Genomic DNA, 17,419 nt, shown 5'->3' with positions numbered 1-17,419 from the left:
TTAGAGAAAAAGGAGAGACAAACTGTGAGTTTTTTCCGTAAGCAGGCCTCACCTCCTGACGAGACCAGCAGCAAAAGTTCCATCGGCCTGCGACTCAACGTGTTTTTCTTTAGCACGTTCGTTATATTTTGCGTAATCATCATCCGACTAGCTGTTCTGCAATTCGTGGAAGGTCCAACTTTAACTGAGGTAGAGACGAGTAGAGATACTAAAAATGTACCGTTAGCTTCCATGAGAGGGGTTATATACGCTGCAGGCGGTGAGAAGCTAGCTTATTCCACTCCTGTTCAATCGCTGTATATCACACTCAATAAAGAGTATACGGCTAAGGAAACAGATAAAGACACCGGTAAAACAACGCTGACCCCAGAGGCTAAGGTCAAGTCTGATGCCTTGGCAGCCAAGCTGGTAGCTGATTTCAATAAATATGGTGATCCAAATGCAGAGAAGATGACGGAGAAAGATGTAATTGATGCGTTGGATTTATATTTTCGTAAATCACTTGGCTTTATGGCACGGCGAATTAAGGCTGATCTGACTACTGAAGAAGTAGCTTATTTCATGGAACATAAAGGAGAATATCCGGGGCTTGAGATTGTCGAGGAGAGCATTCGTCATTACGATAAAGATACGGTTGCTGTACAGACGATTGGATATATCAAACCCTTCAAATCCGCGAACAGTCTTAATATTTATAAAAACATTCTTAGTGCTATGAAAAACAATCCGGAGCCAGGGCTAACGTATAAGGATGATGAATTTGTTGGATTCGATGGGCTGGAGCTGAAATATCAGCGTGAGCTTCGCGGGCAAAACGGATATCAGGAAATTTCCGTCAATCCACAGAATATGGCGGAGAAAATTGAGCGTGTCGTTCCGCCTGTCAAAGGAAATGACATCTGGACAACGATTAATAAGAATGTTCAGATGAAGACAGAACAGGCGATAACAGATCAGCTCAAATGGTTGCACTCTAATACCGTACAAGGCAGAACGCATCCGAATGCTTTAACGGGATATGCAGTAGCGATGGAAGTAGATACTGGTAATATTGTCGCTATGGCGAGTATGCCTGATTATGATACGAATGTTTGGACATCAGGTTCTTTGTCTTCAGATGTCTGGAACAGTATTATGGATAATTATCAGAACGGAACGATCACTCCTATTTCTTCGGGAACCTCAGGGAACGGACTAAGATCTGTACTGCTTCTAGGTTCAACGATTAAACCTTTGAGTGTACTCGTGGGTCTGAATGAAGGGTTGTTTTCAACTTCTTCTTATTATCAGGATAAAGGTTTTGCGACTTTTGGTAAGTCTGGGCATGAAACGAAGGTAAGAAACTCTTCTAACCACGTATATGGTTCTTTGGATCCTGCTAGAGCCATTGAGAAATCCTCGAATGCATTTATGGTCGATATGGTCGGTAAAAGATTGTATGACAAATATAAAAGCAAGGGGATAGACATCTGGGATGTCTATATGAAAGAGTTCGGCCTTGGTGTATCTACGGGAATTGACCTGCCTAATGAATTCTTGGGTCAAAGAAACTATACCAATATAGAAGCTGCTGGTAGTGCGCAGTCCGCACTGGTCTATGCCTCTTTCGGACAACAAGGAAGTTATACAGTAATGCAGCTTGCACAGTATGTTACTACACTTGCTAATGAAGGACAGCGGATTAAACCTCAACTGGTTAGCAAGATTACTGACGCAGATGGAAATATAATCAAAGAGTTTAAACGTGAGGTGCTTGATGAAGTAACAAACTTCGATAAGTCCTACTGGAATGAAATTAAGCAGGGGATGCGAAGTGAAGTTAGTGCTTTTTCTGATTTCCCTTATGACTTTGCACGTAAGACGGGAACCTCTCAGCAAGTAGCTAAGGGTGAAATTCGCGATAATGGGGTATTTATTGCATATGCTCCACGTAATAATCCTAAGTTGGCTGTGGCGGTTGTAATCCCTGAAGGTGGCTTTGGTTCACAAAGTGCGGCACCAGTCGCACGTAAAATATTTGATGCCTATGATTGGGAATATGGGCTTGATGGAGTTCCAAAGAAAAGTCTCCAGTCTGGCAATAATACTAATGATAATGCGAAGGAGGGAGAGACTACAGGTACCGAGTAACTCTGACCCTATGGCTAAGATTTAAAAAAATAAACAGCTTCTCAATAGAGAGCATACAAGAATGGAGGGGTGGCAAATGATTGCCAAATACCGCCTGCTTGCATTGGATATGGATGGAACCCTACTGAATGATGAACAGATAATTACACCCACAACGGTGGAATGGATTCAAAAGGCGGTCAACGCAGGCGTTCATGTCTGTCTGTCGACAGGCCGGGCATTTGTAAGTGCCTTACCCTATGCAGAGCAGCTAGGTTTAGAGACACCGATGATCACTGTGAACGGCAGTGAGGTGTGGAGAGCGCCACATGAAATATACCGGAGATCGCTAATGGATCCCAAGCTGGTACAAGAAATGTATGATCTTGCAAAAGCAGATGACATCTGGTTCTGGGCTTATTCTCTGGACGAAGTTCTCAAACAGGATAACTGGGATGGGGATGTAACGGGTAGAGAATGGCTTAAGTTCGGTTATCACACTGAAGATGATGAGCTTCGCCATAAGCTGTTGCTTCGTCTTCAAGATATGGGTGGACTGGAGATTACGAACTCTTCTCCGCACAATCTGGAGATTAATCCTCTAGGCGTGAATAAGGCAGCAGGAATAAAGGAAGTCTGCAAGCTGCTGGGAATAGAAATGTCGCAAGTTGTAGCTGTGGGCGACAGCCTTAACGATCTGGCGGCGATCCAGCAGGCTGGACTTGGGGTTGCCATGGGCAACGCGCAAAAGACGGTTAAACAAGAGGCTGATGTTGTGGTGGCGACCAATAATCAAGACGGGATTGCCGAGGTCATCCAAAAGTATATCTTTACCGAAGCTGCAGCCTCTGTAGGCAGCAAATAATAAAAGCAGTACTGCGAAGTGAATCCATGGAGCATTATGCTAGTAGGAGGTTAAGGAATTGACGATCCTGGGTTGGATTCTTATCATTGTTTTGTTTGCTGTAGGATTGGCAGGGGCTGTGTATCCCATACTGCCGGGTGCGTTAGCGATCTATCTTGCCTTTTTTGTATACGGCTGGTTCTTTTCTTTTGAGCCCTTTGGGGTTTGGTTCTGGATTATTCAAACACTGATTGTTGTAGTTCTTTTTGTTGCTGATTATGTTGTAGGAGCGTGGGGTGTCAAAAAATTTGGCGGCTCACGTTCATCGATTATCGGGAGCACGATCGGGCTGATCTTGGGACCTTTTGTTATCCCGGCTTTTGGTCTTATCATTGGGCCATTTCTAGGGGCTTTTATTGGAGAATTGATCGTGGGATCTTCACCTTCTAAAGCTGCTAAGGTAAGTGTTGGCTCCATACTCGGCTTATTTAGCAGCACCTTGGTCAAAATCGTGTTGCAGGTAATTATGGTCGTCCTCTTTTTTATATGGGTCGCCCGGTTTTAATTTAACAGTGAAGAAGGGGAAAGAGTTTGTCCAAGAAAGAGTCTTTTGTTAAAGGCACGCTTATCCTTGCTGCTGCAGCTTTGGTGGCAAGGGTACTCGGGCTTGTCCAGCGGGTGCCGCTGGACCATATCTTTGACGGTGTGGGGAGAGCATCGTTCGGAGTTTCTAACAATATCTATTTAATGCTTCTAACCGTAGCCACCGCTGGGATTCCAAGTACACTCAGCAAAATGGTCTCTGAACGATACGCCTTGAATCGTCCTGAAGAGGCGAGACAAGTGTATCATGCTGCACTGCTGTTTTCAGTGGCTGCAGGGGTGTTTATGACTGTCTTGCTGTACATAGGGGCTCCATTTTATGCAACTCATATTGCTGATGTCCCTGAATCGGCGATGGCGATAAAAGCTATTGCGCCTGCGCTGCTGCTTTTTCCGGCAATAGCGATGATGCGTGGATATTTTCAAGGCCGCAACAATATGATGGCAGGTGGGATTTCTCAGATCGTGGAGCAATTCGCTCGCGTACTGACCGCTATTTTGCTGGCTTATATTTTATTACATCAAGGTTATAGCAACACTACAATTGCTGCGGGAGCATCCTTTGGTAGCGTGATCGGTAGTATCGCGGCGTTTGGCGTAATGATTTATTTTGCAGTCAAACTTCGCCGTGAGGACAAGCAATTAGGATTGAATTATGATACTGCTCAAAAATTACCGATTTGGGGTATCTACAAGGATATTTTTACACTGTCTATTCCCATTGTGCTGTCTTCCCTTACGATTCCGGTTGTGAATGTAATTGACACTTCTCTTACGGTACGATTATTGATTGATCAGATAGGTAGGGATAGTGCCACTTCAGCGCTAGGTATTTTATCCAATCGTGCTCAGAGTGTAGCGGGCATTCCACCTGTTCTAGCTATCGCACTTGGAACTTCATTGATTCCGATCATTTCGGCTGCCTATGCCCGCCGTGATGAGGGGCATTTGAAAAAGCAGATAACGCTTGCTCTGCGGATTTCTATTTTGACAGGGATGCCGATTGTATTGGCGCTTGTAGCAGCTGCTTATTCTGTAAATGGATTATTGTTCGCCAGTTTAGATGGCAGTGGTATCGTAGCCATGCTTACTTTAGGAACGATCTTTCAGATTACGATGATGACAACGAACTCTATTTTGTTAGGTATGGGCAAATCGCGAATTTCCATGTATTATGTGTTAGCGGGTATTATTGTAAAATTAGTGGCAAGCTTATTACTTAGTAAGGTATTTGGCATCTACGGAATCATCGGTGCAACAGCACTTTGTTTCGTGGTCATTACTTTGCTTAACTTACGTATGCTGAAATCGATCGTGCCTTTTGAAATTATGGGCAAACGTTGGGGCGGTTTCGCGATTGCGGTACTTGTGTCCGGCGGGATTGGTTATGGCTTGAATGAGGCTGGGATTCTGTTAACAGATCTGATGCCGGCACGTTTGGCGTTTCTGATCACTTGTCTTGTTGTAGGAGCAGCAGTTGTTGTTATTTATCTAGTACTGCTTATTGTGCTGGGCGTGCTGACTAAACAGGAAATCTCCAGTTATCCGCGGGCGCTCCAAAAATTATTGAATCCGCTGATGAAGTTACAGCCTGCACGTGTTCGTATGAGAGAATAGGTTTGACTTCTACCCTGCATTTTGCTTCACTTAAAGAGTAGAAAATAGACAGATATTGAAGAAGGGACTGAGTAAATCATGGACAAAATTAGTTCTCCTGCTGAATTTCAGGTAGCCATTCAATCACCTCGATTAACAGTGGCCATCTTCAAGGCTGACTGGTGCTCGGATTGCAAATTTATCGATCCTTTTATCCCAGAGGTAGAGCAGGCTTATGCAGACCGCCTTACACTGGTTGAGGTAGATGTTGATGCCGTGGGCGATGTTAGCCAAGAACAAAATATTATGGGTATTCCAAGCTTCGTCGCATATTCGGATGGACGGGAATTGGTTAGATTCGTTAATAAATTGCGCAAATCCCGTGAAGAGATTGAAAATTTCCTTGATAAAGCGGTCCAAGTGCATCAAAGCCTTCAAAAGTAATTCCTAAGGAACCACCGCTTTCGCCTGTTTGTGCAAAAGCGGTGGTTTTTTGAAATATAAGTCTGGCTGCTTCTTCATTACTAAAAACTGCGGGTGATATTTTTGACGACAAATCAGTTGAAATGGCTTAGTTATCTTACTTGCCTTATCATGTTCCTCGCTGTACTCGGAGGAGCGGTAGTGACGAAGACTGGATCGGGCTTGGAATGCGGAAATGAATGGCCGCTCTGTCATGGGAAATTAATTCCGGCTTATACTATAGGCTCGATGATTGAATACACCCATCGCTTGTTTAGCGGTTTGGCAGGGTTATTCTCACTTGCCTCGATGTTTGCTTTTTGGCGTTATGCCCGTACTCGGCGCGATTTGCTGGGCTATGCATTTATGACTTTATTATTCGTCATCGTTCAAGGTGGTATGGGAGCGCTTGCAGTAATTAAATCTCAATCTGCTGCTGTAATGGCGCTGCATATGGGTTTTTCTTTGATCGCCTTTTCGAGCGCTATGATGTTGGCTCTTGGAACCAAGAGATGGCATGATTCGCGCGAATATGATCATACATTGGAAGCTCAAAAGAAACCCGTAAGTAAGGCTTTTCGCAATTTAACTTGTTTTACTGCCATCTATTCTTATATTGTCGTGTATATTGGAGCCTTTGTAAGTCATACGGATTCACAGGGCGGGTGTTCGGGTTGGCCGCTTTGTAATGGAGAATGGGTTCCGGAGCTTTCCGGAGGTGTAGGTGTTGTTTTTACGCATCGGATTGCGGCTTTGCTCTTATTCATGCTTACTGCGCTGCTTGGGCATTTAGCATTTTGGAAGCATAAGGATTATCCAGAGCTTAGAGCGCTAGGTGTAGCTGCAGTGCTGTTATGCTTGATGCAGGTGTTTAGTGGGGCGGCTGTGGTTTTCACCCTAGATAATGAAAGATTGTACATATTTGCCGCTTTGGCTCATATTTTGCTGATTGCCAGTTTGTTTGGTGTCTTATGTTATATGAGTGTAAGAGTCTGGCAGCTAAATCGTGCGGGTAGTGTCGTGTCTGGAAAAAATGTAACGAACCCAATGATTCCACCGCCTTGGTAGAACATTCCCTCCGTGGATAGAGGCGCTTCACCCGCGGAATAATAAAGTGGAAATCGGTATATCGTGGAGCTGATTGGCCGATGCTTACGTCGCGAGTTTTGTACGAAGCAGTCCATGGAAGCAGACGCTGAACAAAACTTTAGGAGGACTGGGATATGCTGCGGGTATTACTTGGAGAGCCGCCTCGAAAGAACAGTGGTGTGTTGGCTGATGCGATGGAGAATATGGCCACTTTTGCAGCACTGCTGCGCAAGGAAATGAGTGCCCATGAGGATAATGACCATGAATACCGCAAGCTGGAGATTTGGACACGTGGACTGATTTCCTCTCTGGATGAACTGGAGCAAAGTTGGTTCGCGGCCGCTTTTTACCGGAAATTAGTGATCGCGGGTTATATGGATGATATGACACCGGTGGAACAGGGCGATTATGCACGTTATGTTTATTTTTATAAAGATGGCTTTATCCGGGTTTTCTCTCTTCTGGACAAGCTTGGGACGGTACTGAATCATTTTTATGATCTCAAAACATCCAAATTAAAAACGCACTTTTCTTACTTTACAGTGCTGCGTCAGCTCCAATTATTGAATGTACATCCTGCATTAGCGGATCAACTGGAACAGATCAAGAACTCCTACCGCGATCCATTGGAGAATTTACGCAAGCGCAGAAATGCTGAAATTCATTATATGAATTCTGAAATGCAGGATGATTTGTGGCAGCGGCACCAAGGTCTGCATGACAAAATTCAGCTCGAGGATTTGGACAGCCATCTTGAGGATTTAAAACAATCGCTCGAAATGAACTGTAAGACATTAATCGCGGCATTCAGCTACAGCAATGAACAGCTGCGTAAGGAAATAAGCAAGGCAAAGAGCATAAAATCGTAATCGTTCAATATATTTCCTTTTGACAAAAATCGATAAACTCACTATACTTATGCTTGCATTAAAGTATGTACGATTTCAGAAAAAATATAATTTCATAACTTTATCTTATCGAGAGCGGCGGAGGGATAGGCCCGATGAAGCCCGGCAACCGATTTGTATCCAGCGCGGGAAGCGTTGTACAAATGTCATGGTGCTAATTCCTACAATGGCGCAGGTTGCGGTCGTTGGCAGATGAGAAGGCATTGTCTTAATAAACCCACAGAGCCTCTTGCGATCTGCATCGATCGTTGGAGGTTTTTTTGTATAGAATAAGTGAAATATAAAGGGGGGGCGACGAGAGTTGATTAATCTAAAAGGGATAACAAAGGTTTATGGAAAAGGGAGTAATGCGGCAACAGCGCTTTCTGGATTGAATCTGTCCATCGAGAAAGGTGAAATATTCGGAGTCATCGGCCACTCTGGAGCGGGGAAAAGTACATTGATCCGTTGCATTAATCTGTTGGAACGTCCGACAGAAGGTGAGGTCTGGGTAGACGGTGTTGAACTAACTAGCCTTAACCAAGGTCAATTACAGGAACAGCGGCGCAAGATTGGGATGATTTTTCAACATTTCAATTTGCTTTCTTCGGCGACTGTGTATGATAATATTGCCTTTCCACTGCGACTTGCAGGTACATCTAGAACAGCTATTGATACAAAAGTGAAAGATCTGCTCGCTCTAGTTGGGCTTGAAGAACATACAGATAAGTATCCTTCTCAGTTATCTGGAGGACAAAAGCAGCGGGTCGGCATCGCCCGGGCACTAGCCAGTGACCCTGATGTACTGCTGTGTGACGAGGCCACTTCTGCGCTTGATCCCCAGACAACGGACTCCATTCTTAAGCTGCTGCTCGATATTAATAAAAGATTCCATTTGACCATTGTGCTGATCACACATGAAATGCATGTAATCCAGAGCATCTGCGACCGTGTCGCGGTCATACATGGTGGTGGGATTGTTGAACAAGGCAAAGTTACAGAGGTATTTCTCAAGCCGCAGCATGAGGTTACACGCGATTTCATCCGCAGTGAGACACAGAATGAAGGGCCTCTTCGAGTGGCGCTTGATGCTGCTGCCGGGGATAACTCTCAAGCTGTCAAAATTACTTTTTTCGGAGAAAAAACTTACGGCTCGGCACTATCCGATGTCGTGCGTGATACGGGTGTGAGCTTTGCAATCTTACATGGTACCATCTCAACGATTAAAGATGTGCCTTATGGACAGATGATTGTGCGGTTCGAAGGGCCAGCTGAGGCGATTGCTGTAACGATCTCCAGACTAATTGCTCAAGGCCTTGATGTGGAGGTGATTTCGTAATGAATTTTGCAGATCTAAATTGGCAAGAAATGATCGATGCTACGGTTGCTACTATAAAAATGATATTTTTTTCCGGATTGTTCACAATTATTCTTGGTTTACCACTCGGAATTCTATTGTATTTATGGGGGAAATCGAATAGTATAGTAATCAGAGTAACTTACTCGGTCTTATCATTACTTGTAAATATCCTACGTTCCGTACCCTTTATCATTTTGATGGTGGCTCTAATTCCTTTCAGCAAAGCCGTTGTTGGAACCTCCATTGGTGTACTCGGTACGATTCCACCTCTGGTGATTGGTGCAGCTCCGTTTTTTGCCCGCTTGGTAGAGACGTCGTTAAGAGAGGTAGACCGCGGAGTCATCGAAGCCGCACAAGGTATGGGAGCATCGACGAACCAAATCGTTATGCGTGTTCTTTTGCCAGAAGCTCGTCCAGGTCTGCTAGCTGGAGTTACGATCACACTGGTTACACTGGTCTCCTATACAGCAATGGCTGGTATGGTTGGGGGCGGCGGATTAGGTGACTTGGCGATTCGTTACGGCTACCACCGCTATGAGACGGAGATTATGATTGTTTCTATATTATTTATTGTCGTACTGGTGCAATTGCTACAAATGGCCGGTGACCGACTCGTAAAACATTACACACGGAAATAAGGTACATCCATATATATCCTTATTCAATACAAAATATAGATTAGAGGGGGATTTACAATGAAAAAAGTACTACTTACATTTTTTAGCCTGACACTGGTTGCGGTGCTTGCGGCTTGCGGTAACAACAATGCATCTAATAATGCTGGGAGCTCGGCTGCTACAACAGCACCAAATGCAGAAGCAACAAGTGAACCTACTAAAGATCCTGTGAAACTGGTTATTGGTGCCTCACCTGTGCCTCATGCTGAAATTTTGAAGGCTATTGCTCCATTGCTTGAAAAAGATGGAATTACCCTTGAAATTAAAGAATTCACTGACTATATTCAACCTAACGTGCAGCTTGATGAGAAGGAGTTAGACGCTAACTTTTTCCAACACCAACCGTATCTGGATGACCAAAACAAAAATAATAAAACAGATCTGGTCTCCGTTGCATCCGTTCACGTTGAGCCTTTTGGAGCTTATTCCAAAAAAATCAAATCGATCGATGAGTTGGCTGATGGTGCAAAAGTTGCCATTCCGAACGATGCTACTAACGGTGGCCGTGCACTAATCCTACTTGCAAAAAATGGTCTGATTACCTTGAAAGATGATACAAACATTGCTGCAACGAAAGCAGATATCACTGAAAACAAGAAAAACCTCGACATCATTGAGTTGGAAGCGGCTATGCTCCCACGTCAACTGGATGAGGTAGACCTTGCTTTGATCAACACGAACTTTGCACTAGACGCTGGTCTTGTGCCAACTAAAGATGCGCTGTTCATCGAGGGTGTAGATTCCCCTTATGCTAACATTTTGGTAACCCGTCAAGACAATAAAGATTCCGAAGCCATCAAAAAGCTGGTTGCTGCCCTGAATTCTCCAGAAGCTAAAGCTTTCATTGAAGAAAAGTACGAAGGTGCGATCATTCCAGCGTTTTAAGGAATTAAGCTAAATTTGTCTATAGTCATAACAAGAACCCGCAGCCAAGTTGGCTTGCGGGTTTGGTGTTCTAAGGTTGTGAGAGAATGTTAAATCCTCTATAATAAGAAAATCCCGATCTCCTTTACAGGAGAATCGGGAGGGTTATTGAACGGGATTTAGAATACTTGAACTACTTCTTCAACGCCTTCTACTTCTTCAAGGAGGGCGCGTTCAATCCCGGCTTTCAAGGTGATCGTGGAGCTTGGGCAGCTGCCGCAGGCACCCATAAGTTTCAACTTAACGATGCCGTCTTCCACATCGACCAGTTCTACGTCACCGCCATCGCGCTGCAGGAACGGACGAAGCTTATCCAGCACTTCTAGTACTTCATCATACATCTCGGTGCTTTGTGCATTCTCACTCATTTCTCAATCACTCCTTTCGTAAGTTCATTATAGTACAAAAAGTTAAAAAATAAAATGGTTAGGCGGAATAGGGAGATCATCATGAGACCAATTATTGAATTTTGTTCCAGCAACATGGGTCACGGAACAGACAAGCTAATGCATAAGCTGGAGGAAAATCCAGATTATGATGTCATTGAATACGGATGTCTGAACAATTGTGGAGAGTGTTATTTAATGCCTTTCGCCATGGTTGAAGGTGACATTATTGCAGCAGACACTGTTGCAGAGCTAGAAGAGAAAATTGAGGCCAAGATCAAAGAGCTTGAGGCTTGGTTTAATATAGATCTTGACTAAATTTCTCGAGAAAAAAAGAGGGAGCACTTCATAATCTAAATTATGGAGTGCTCCCTCTTTTTGGAACCTTACTTGAACAAAATCCACCAATTTGATCGATTAGGCAACATATTGGAGAGTGCAGGTGCTACCGTGAAGGTGCCACCGGACTCAGGCGACCTTATATTGAGTATTTTCCTACATTTGGATTGCTATCGGACCCCATAGTCACTATTCACCTGAAAAACAGCATAAATGAACCTCATTATAAGCAATAACTTCACTGGAGTCCGAAACTCTCCTCCAAAGGCTAAAAATTTGCGAATAAGGTCATCTGAGTCCGCAGGGTATACGCACCAATAACGTAAGAAAAGCTACTCTCGCGTTTATCTGAGAGTAGCTACCTTGAATACTTATGAACCAGCCTTAGGCTTATCCTAAAGTGCGTTTCGACATCCAGAGCACTCCGCTCTTGAGGATGCGGGGAACCCGTCCTTTGACGGAGCGTTGTCCCATAAGTCCGAATCCTGCTTTTTTGCCTAGTGATCCTAAAGTACCCTTCAGGCGAATAGGATGAAGCTTAGGAGTCTCTCCGCGCCAGTTCGCTTGAATAACCTGAGCTACCTGCTCACCCTGTGCTCCAGCGGCTTGTGCGCTTGGTGCGAATGGCAGACTGGCACAGTCACCAATCACATATACCTCAGGATAATCCGGTATACGATAATACTCATCCAGCATAATCCGTCCACCGCGGTCCTTCGACACATTCAAATCTTGAACTACTTTTACAGGTTGAATCCCTGCGGTCCATACTGTCACATCTGAAAGGATTTCCTCGGTACCGTTAAAAATCGAATCCTTCTCTACATGAGATACAGAGATTCGTCCCAGCGTTTGCACCTGATGGTGATGAAACCATTCCTCTACGTACTGTGACAGCTTTGCCGGAAAGGCAGATAAAACACGTTCACCGCGATCCAGAATAGCGATGTTAAGATCTGGACGGCTCTCCCGAAGCTCTGCGGCTAATTCAACACCGCTTAATCCTCCACCTACGATGTTTATCGTTCCGTAAGGCTTCACATCATTTAAACGGCGGTAGGTTTCCCGAGTACCAGCAAAGGTCTGGATGCTGCAGGTATATTGATCAGCACCAGGGATGTTGTGGTAATTATCGGTACAGCCAAGAGCAATGGCTAGGAGATCATAAGATACAATCTCACCGGATTCCATACTGACTATTTTGCTCTCCAAATCAATGGAATTCACTTCACCGTACCGGACAGTAAGCCGGGGGTGAACCGGAAAATGAATGCGCAGGTGATAATCAGTTACGGTACCTGCGGCGAGCGCATAATATTCCGTTTTGATTCCTTGATAAGGCATTCGGTCAATTAAGATAATTTCAACATCATGAGGAAGATGATTATTGAGTAATTCTTGAATTAAGGCTAGGCCGCCGTAGCCACCGCCAAGAACGAGTATTGTTCTCATGCTGACCGAACTTCCTTTCCAATATGGGATAACAAATCTCAGGTAGTTTTCTTATTCGTATACCTTAACCTCATTATAGAAAGTGTCACGTTCAACAGGAATTCGTCCAGCACCTTTCACTAGCCAGATCAATTCGTCGCGAGTCAGACCTTCCGGTGTTAAGGCGCCAGCCGCGTGGCTGATACGTTCTTTTAGAATTGTGCCATGCACGTCTGATGCACCGAAGTTCAGCGCAACTTGAGTAAGCTGAGGGCCAATGTTAATGAAGTACGCTTTGATGTGATCGAAATTGTCCAACATCAATCTGCTGATCGCAATGGTCTTCAGATCCTCATAAGCAGAGTTGCGGCGCATGATGCCAGCGTTTTTATTCTTAGGCTGCATTGACAATGGAATGAATACCATAAAGCCATTGGTTTCGTCCTGCAAATCACGGATTTGCATCATATGGCGGATACGGTCTTCGTGAGATTCAATGGAGCCGTACAGCATAGTGGTATGGGTCTTCATCCCAAGCTGATGTGCTGTCCGATGGACTTCCAGATATTCTTCCACATTAGCTTTGTCTACACGCATTTTTTTACGATATTGGTCGGATAATATCTCTGCGCCACCACCGGTGAGTGTTTTAAGTCCAGCAGCACGCAATTGTTCCAGTACCTCACGAATACTCAAACCGCTAATACGGGTAAAGAAATCAATCTCAGCGGCAGTGTAGGCTTTTAAGGTAACCTCAGGGAAACGTTCGTTCAAAGCCTTTAAAGAATCCACATAATATTGGAAGGGAACCTTGTCGTTATGGCCACCAACAATGTGGAATTCGCGTACGCCCGGGTGGATATGCTGTTCGACATATTGCACCATTTCCTGACCGGAAAGGGTATAGGCTCCCTCTTCTCCATCATCTTTGCGGAAATTGCAGAATGCACAGTGCGATTCGCAAACATTGGTGAAATATAGACTCATGTTTTCGATAAAATATACCCGGTTGTGATTCTTGGCGATATTGACTTCATTCGCTAGCTGGCCAATGGTAAGTAAATCGTTGCTTTGATATAAATAAACGCCATCTTCCAAATTCAATCTTTCGCCGCTGCGAACCTTATCAATAATGTTCGCCATTCGGGCATCCGTGTGGGGGGTAAAAAGAGTAGACATATTATGATTTCCTCCTGAAAGTTTACGAGCAGATTGCTCGAAGATAAATTCCAGACGTACCCAAGTGGTAGCTGTTCATTCTAAAAAAGAAAGAGGCGAGCTTGCCTCCGTGACAAATTTCCGAATTTTTACTTAGAGTGCCTTCCTTATTATAAACCTACTCTCCTAAGGGTATCAACAGCTTGATATTGATGGTGTTTTTTGCTGTGAAGGGTCATGCCTAAGGCAGTTGTGACTTGAGGGTAACGGAATAGTCGGTTATACTGAATTTATCAAGCATAAACGTCATTGGCATCCTTATAAAGGTGATAAGCGTTTGAGCGAGAAATATAAGACATAAAGAATAGGTGCAACACTTATACTTTCTTATATTTTTAAGAAATAACTTTTGGCCGGAAGGCCTCTTAAACATAAGTTTCCGCTTATGAAGTGAGACGAATTTGTAGGAGGATGAGATCATGATTAATATTAGTGAAAAGGCAGCAGAACAATTAAAGGCGATGCTTGCTGAACAAGAAGTACCGAACATGTTCCTCCGTATTGGAGTAACGCCCGGCGGTTGCAGTGGATTCTCGTACGCTATGGGCTTTGATGATAATGAAACTGATCAGGACGTATATATGGACATTCAAGACATGAAAGTGGTTGTGGAGAAGGAGAACCTTCGTTACCTGGACGGTCTCGAAATCGACTTTGAAGAATCCGGCATGACGGGTGGCTTCACCATCAACAACCCTAATGCTACTGCAACCTGTGGCTGCGGCTCAAGCTTCCGTACAGCTACGGATGCAGGGAAACCTAACGAAGAGCCTTGCTAATAGCAGCAATCACGGCTCCAAGCCCCGTGTTGGATTCTAACAACACAGGCTTGGAGTTTTTTTTATTCTCAATGACAAAAATCATCACAAGGAGTTCGGAAATGGAAATCAGAAAATTAAAAGCTGGTGAACAGCCTCCATTAGAATTACTTCTATTAGCAGATCCTTCGGAGAGCTTAGTTAACGGATATTTACGAAGAGGGTTATGTTGTGTGGCTGAGGTAGATAACAGCATCATCGGAGTCTACGTTGTGCTGCAGACAAGACCGGAGACTGTAGAGATTGTTAATATCGCCGTCGACGAAAATAAACACGGACAAGGTATAGGAAAACAGCTGCTGAACCATGCGATTCAGAATGCCAAGCTGCTTGGGGCAAAAACCATTGAAATTGGCACAGGAAATTCGAGCGTTGGACAATTGGCACTTTATCAGAAATGCGGATTCAGAATCACCGGAATTGATAGAGACTTTTTTATTAGGCATTACAGCGAAGAGATCTTTGAAAATGGGATTCAAGTCATAGATATGATACGCCTGTCGCTAGATTTATGAGTAAAAGGGGAGTTTCTCAGAAGCCATTTAATGTGCGCTGGGGTAGCTCTTTATTCTTTTACATAGGAAGCAAACCATGTATCGCGAACCATGTATCGCGAACCTTGTATCGGACACAGATGACCCTAAACGCCGCATTTCCCCATATTTGTGGTGCCAACGGACCGCATTGCTGCTATTGCTATGAAATCAGTAAATATGAAGCTCTTTTTAAGCAATAGTGTCACTGGAGTCCGAAACCACGCCTAAAAGGTTGAAAATCTGCAAATAACGTCATATGGGTCCGAAATGCTCATGGGTTAAAGACGCTGTTGAAGCAGATAGCTATTGTTTAAAAACACAGAGCAGCGATTATCCACATAACTGGAGAATCGCTGCTCTGTTGTTTTTTTGCGATGGTCGGACCGTCTGTTCATAGAAATAAGCTGCTTATAGGCAGTCCCTGCGTACATTAGGCTGGAATAATAAACTTGTAATTAATCATAAATACGATGAGCGCTGCAGCTCCAAGGGAGAAGGCGATACAGCCCGTACCCAGTGCTCTGCGTTTGTCTTTAATAAATTTAAAGCCGATGGCGCAGATCAGTATAGTCGTTCCAGCCAATACAATGGACATCCCAAGCATAGCCACCCAATATAAAACCTCAAAAAACTGTGCCATTCTGAGCCCTCCCCGCGCTGTGCTTTTTAGTGATTCTGTTAGTACTCACTATAATAGTAGAAATTGAAAATGTAACCGCTATTAATAATACAACGATTTTGAAGATTATTCTAGTTATAGTGAACTCATCCATTAAGATAATGATGTCGAATTTCTTGAGAACTGAATCTACAAAATCCGCGGTTGTACCCTGTCGCTGTCGACTGATGCTGTGCTAAACACTAAGCCCTTTTTGCTAAGAGCGGCATCTTACACGGACAATCATACAAGAGGGCGAGACCTTCTCTGAGTAATGTATAGGGTAGGCTGGATTGTGAAGGGAGGGAAAGGACGATGGCAGGAAGACAATTGGCCAGTAAGTGGCTGAAGACAGAGGCGTTGCTGACCGATGCTCGGGTTGCACCCTATATCCCAATGACGAGGGGGTACAGGGCAGAAACGCTCCTGGCAATGCTTCGTAAATATGGAAATGTTGTCATTAAACCTATTGTGGGTGGCGGAGGTTACGGTGTAATCAAAGTTTTTCGGGATAGTCGCGGTTATGGATTCACCTATATGGACAGAACTCGAATTTACAAGGATTTTGGATCCATGAGACGTGCGCTTAATACTGTGAAAGCAAGACGCAGATATTTGATTCAACAAGGGATTTCCCTGGCGAGAATCGGCGGGCGGCCTATTGATTATCGGGTCAAAGTAGTTAAAAATGGTGATGTTTGGGAATTTCGCTCCATGGTAGGTAGATTGGCTCGGCCAGGTCTGTTCGTGACCAATCTTTGTAAAGGGGGAACGATGCTATCATGTCGTGAAGGACTTCGTAGATCGTTGCCGCGGATTAAAGCTTCAGCGAAGAAAGCAGAAATGCGGAGACTAACCCATGTATGTATCGGAATTATGGAACGGCATTTTCCGGGAATAGGTGAGCTGGGCTTTGATTATGCTGTAGATTATTCGGGGAAAATATGGATTCTGGAGGTTAATACAAGACCTCAATAAATTAACAATTATTTTAAGAATTGACGATAATAGAGTAGTAAGATAAAATTGCGTTTAGTTGCGTTCTTTTGGGGTAAATAACATTGTAATTTATTTACAATAAAAATATATTTTTAGCTGTATACAAGTGGTTCAATCCTGTGTATAACTATTATCCCCATAGTCCACTGTGTAGCTAGTACCTTTATAACGCTTACACACATTTTATACACAGGATTTCCACATGTACTTGTGGATAACGCGAACGCTTGTTCGAAAAATGATAGTTTGATATGATAGATTCAGATCCAAATAAAGGAAAGGTAGATGAATTTTATGGTTGAATTGTCGGATGAGATGCTGCTTGACTCTTACCATAGAGCAATAGAGCTGCAACTAGAGCATGATTTCATCGCTCTTCTACTCGTTGAAATTCGCAAACGAAACTTACACTCTCCAGTACATGCGGTTCTTCATTAAAAAGCGCAAAGGATAACTTTGTAGCAGGCTACATATATAAAACCG

Annotated in this window: 19 protein-coding genes and 1 riboswitch; of the genes, 15 read left to right on the top strand and 4 right to left on the bottom strand. The window is 43.9% G+C overall.

What is annotated here, in order from left to right; all coding sequences use genetic code 11:
- The first annotated feature begins 24 nt into the window (after nt 1–24).
- The 10 genes from NSQ50_RS26050 (at nt 25) to NSQ50_RS26005 (ending at nt 10,512) form a co-directional block, all read left to right on the top strand.
- On the top strand, nt 25–2,130 hold the full coding sequence (locus NSQ50_RS26050) for a peptidoglycan D,D-transpeptidase FtsI family protein (protein WP_036685271.1): 2,106 nt from the start codon (nt 25–27) through the stop codon (nt 2,128–2,130).
- Nucleotides 2,131–2,206: 76 nt separating this feature from the next.
- Nucleotides 2,207–2,974, top strand: a complete 768-nt coding sequence (locus NSQ50_RS26045) for a Cof-type HAD-IIB family hydrolase (RefSeq protein WP_036685270.1) — start codon at nt 2,207–2,209, stop codon at nt 2,972–2,974.
- 58 nt (nt 2,975–3,032) lie between these two features.
- Nucleotides 3,033–3,518: a DUF456 domain-containing protein gene (locus NSQ50_RS26040; protein WP_038573189.1), complete on the top strand. Its 486-nt coding sequence runs from the start codon at nt 3,033–3,035 to the stop codon at nt 3,516–3,518.
- A gap of 26 nt (nt 3,519–3,544) precedes the next feature.
- The gene (locus NSQ50_RS26035; protein ID WP_038573188.1) at nt 3,545–5,173 is read left to right on the top strand and encodes a putative polysaccharide biosynthesis protein; all 1,629 of its coding nucleotides are present in this window, start codon (nt 3,545–3,547) and stop codon (nt 5,171–5,173) included.
- Between the two features lie 78 nt (nt 5,174–5,251).
- The gene (locus NSQ50_RS26030; RefSeq protein ID WP_036685265.1) at nt 5,252–5,596 is read left to right on the top strand and encodes a thioredoxin family protein; all 345 of its coding nucleotides are present in this window, start codon (nt 5,252–5,254) and stop codon (nt 5,594–5,596) included.
- A gap of 102 nt (nt 5,597–5,698) precedes the next feature.
- Nucleotides 5,699–6,682 (top strand): COX15/CtaA family protein, encoded by a 984-nt coding sequence (locus NSQ50_RS26025; protein WP_076224536.1) that lies wholly within the window; start codon nt 5,699–5,701, stop codon nt 6,680–6,682.
- Nucleotides 6,683–6,837: 155 nt separating this feature from the next.
- Nucleotides 6,838–7,572: a Cthe_2314 family HEPN domain-containing protein gene (locus tag NSQ50_RS26020; RefSeq protein ID WP_036685261.1), complete on the top strand. Its 735-nt coding sequence runs from the start codon at nt 6,838–6,840 to the stop codon at nt 7,570–7,572.
- A gap of 102 nt (nt 7,573–7,674) precedes the next feature.
- A riboswitch (SAM riboswitch) is annotated at nt 7,675–7,810 on the top strand.
- Nucleotides 7,811–7,912: 102 nt separating this feature from the next.
- Nucleotides 7,913–8,929, top strand: coding sequence for a methionine ABC transporter ATP-binding protein (locus NSQ50_RS26015; RefSeq protein ID WP_036685258.1), 1,017 nt, complete (start codon nt 7,913–7,915; stop codon nt 8,927–8,929).
- A 29-nt stretch (nt 8,930–8,958) separates the two neighbouring features.
- The gene (locus NSQ50_RS26010) at nt 8,959–9,588 is read left to right on the top strand and encodes a methionine ABC transporter permease (RefSeq protein ID WP_370510610.1); all 630 of its coding nucleotides are present in this window, start codon (nt 8,959–8,961) and stop codon (nt 9,586–9,588) included.
- A gap of 57 nt (nt 9,589–9,645) precedes the next feature.
- Complete coding sequence (locus tag NSQ50_RS26005; protein WP_036685252.1) at nt 9,646–10,512, top strand: MetQ/NlpA family ABC transporter substrate-binding protein; 867 nt, start codon at nt 9,646–9,648, stop codon at nt 10,510–10,512.
- A 158-nt stretch (nt 10,513–10,670) separates the two neighbouring features.
- On the opposite strand, the gene NSQ50_RS26000 is transcribed toward NSQ50_RS26005, so the two are convergent.
- Nucleotides 10,671–10,919, bottom strand: coding sequence for a NifU family protein (locus NSQ50_RS26000; protein ID WP_036685249.1), 249 nt, complete (start codon nt 10,917–10,919; stop codon nt 10,671–10,673).
- A gap of 81 nt (nt 10,920–11,000) precedes the next feature.
- Between NSQ50_RS26000 and NSQ50_RS25995 the strand changes: the two genes are divergently transcribed.
- Nucleotides 11,001–11,255, top strand: coding sequence for a YuzB family protein (locus NSQ50_RS25995; protein WP_036685247.1), 255 nt, complete (start codon nt 11,001–11,003; stop codon nt 11,253–11,255).
- 411 nt (nt 11,256–11,666) lie between these two features.
- Here NSQ50_RS25995 and NSQ50_RS25990 read toward each other — a convergent pair whose 3' ends face one another.
- Complete coding sequence (locus tag NSQ50_RS25990; RefSeq protein WP_036685238.1) at nt 11,667–12,728, bottom strand: NAD(P)/FAD-dependent oxidoreductase; 1,062 nt, start codon at nt 12,726–12,728, stop codon at nt 11,667–11,669.
- A 51-nt stretch (nt 12,729–12,779) separates the two neighbouring features.
- Nucleotides 12,780–13,886, bottom strand: coding sequence for an aminofutalosine synthase MqnE (mqnE, locus tag NSQ50_RS25985; RefSeq protein WP_036685236.1), 1,107 nt, complete (start codon nt 13,884–13,886; stop codon nt 12,780–12,782).
- 458 nt (nt 13,887–14,344) lie between these two features.
- On the opposite strand from mqnE, the gene NSQ50_RS25980 reads away from it, so the two are divergent.
- Nucleotides 14,345–14,704 carry a HesB/IscA family protein gene (locus NSQ50_RS25980; RefSeq protein WP_036685235.1) on the top strand — a complete coding sequence of 120 codons (360 nt, stop codon included), beginning with the start codon at nt 14,345–14,347 and terminating at the stop codon, nt 14,702–14,704.
- Nucleotides 14,705–14,805: 101 nt separating this feature from the next.
- A complete protein-coding gene (locus tag NSQ50_RS25975) occupies nt 14,806–15,258 on the top strand; it encodes a GNAT family N-acetyltransferase (protein ID WP_036685234.1) in 453 nt (150 codons plus the stop codon).
- Nucleotides 15,259–15,709: 451 nt separating this feature from the next.
- Here the strand turns inward: NSQ50_RS25975 and NSQ50_RS25970 are convergent, their stop codons facing one another.
- Entirely contained in the window at nt 15,710–15,919 is a 210-nt protein-coding gene (locus NSQ50_RS25970) for a hypothetical protein (protein ID WP_036685233.1), read from the bottom strand.
- Nucleotides 15,920–16,252: 333 nt separating this feature from the next.
- Between NSQ50_RS25970 and NSQ50_RS25965 the strand changes: the two genes are divergently transcribed.
- Nucleotides 16,253–16,915 carry a YheC/YheD family protein gene (locus NSQ50_RS25965; protein WP_036685231.1) on the top strand — a complete coding sequence of 221 codons (663 nt, stop codon included), beginning with the start codon at nt 16,253–16,255 and terminating at the stop codon, nt 16,913–16,915.
- Nucleotides 16,916–17,230: 315 nt separating this feature from the next.
- Nucleotides 17,231–17,374, top strand: a complete 144-nt coding sequence (locus tag NSQ50_RS25960) for a sporulation histidine kinase inhibitor Sda (protein ID WP_036685584.1) — start codon at nt 17,231–17,233, stop codon at nt 17,372–17,374.
- Nucleotides 17,375–17,419: the final 45 nt, after the last annotated feature.

Source organism: Paenibacillus sp. FSL R10-2788 (assembly GCF_038003885.1).
Classification (GTDB): domain Bacteria; phylum Bacillota; class Bacilli; order Paenibacillales; family Paenibacillaceae; genus Paenibacillus_AQ; species Paenibacillus_AQ odorifer.
Note: the sequence above shows the minus strand (reverse complement) of the source record. Positions and strands in the feature narration are given on the sequence as shown.

Excerpts from the sequence above, each read along its gene's own strand:
- NSQ50_RS26045 (WP_036685270.1), top strand. The coding sequence starts at position 2,207 with ATGATTGCCAAATACCGCCTGCTTGCATTGGATATGGATGGAACCCTA.
- NSQ50_RS26030 (WP_036685265.1), top strand. The coding sequence starts at position 5,252 with ATGGACAAAATTAGTTCTCCTGCTGAATTTCAGGTAGCCATTCAATCA.
- NSQ50_RS26020 (WP_036685261.1), top strand. The coding sequence starts at position 6,838 with ATGCTGCGGGTATTACTTGGAGAGCCGCCTCGAAAGAACAGTGGTGTG.
- NSQ50_RS26010 (WP_370510610.1), top strand. The coding sequence starts at position 8,959 with ATGATCGATGCTACGGTTGCTACTATAAAAATGATATTTTTTTCCGGA.
- NSQ50_RS26005 (WP_036685252.1), top strand. The coding sequence starts at position 9,646 with ATGAAAAAAGTACTACTTACATTTTTTAGCCTGACACTGGTTGCGGTG.
- NSQ50_RS26000 (WP_036685249.1), bottom strand. The coding sequence starts at position 10,919 with ATGAGTGAGAATGCACAAAGCACCGAGATGTATGATGAAGTACTAGAA.
- NSQ50_RS25995 (WP_036685247.1), top strand. The coding sequence starts at position 11,001 with ATGAGACCAATTATTGAATTTTGTTCCAGCAACATGGGTCACGGAACA.
- NSQ50_RS25990 (WP_036685238.1), bottom strand. The coding sequence starts at position 12,728 with ATGAGAACAATACTCGTTCTTGGCGGTGGCTACGGCGGCCTAGCCTTA.
- mqnE (WP_036685236.1), bottom strand. The coding sequence starts at position 13,886 with ATGTCTACTCTTTTTACCCCCCACACGGATGCCCGAATGGCGAACATT.
- NSQ50_RS25980 (WP_036685235.1), top strand. The coding sequence starts at position 14,345 with ATGATTAATATTAGTGAAAAGGCAGCAGAACAATTAAAGGCGATGCTT.
- NSQ50_RS25975 (WP_036685234.1), top strand. The coding sequence starts at position 14,806 with ATGGAAATCAGAAAATTAAAAGCTGGTGAACAGCCTCCATTAGAATTA.
- NSQ50_RS25970 (WP_036685233.1), bottom strand. The coding sequence starts at position 15,919 with ATGGCACAGTTTTTTGAGGTTTTATATTGGGTGGCTATGCTTGGGATG.
- NSQ50_RS25965 (WP_036685231.1), top strand. The coding sequence starts at position 16,253 with ATGGCAGGAAGACAATTGGCCAGTAAGTGGCTGAAGACAGAGGCGTTG.
- NSQ50_RS25960 (WP_036685584.1), top strand. The coding sequence starts at position 17,231 with ATGGTTGAATTGTCGGATGAGATGCTGCTTGACTCTTACCATAGAGCA.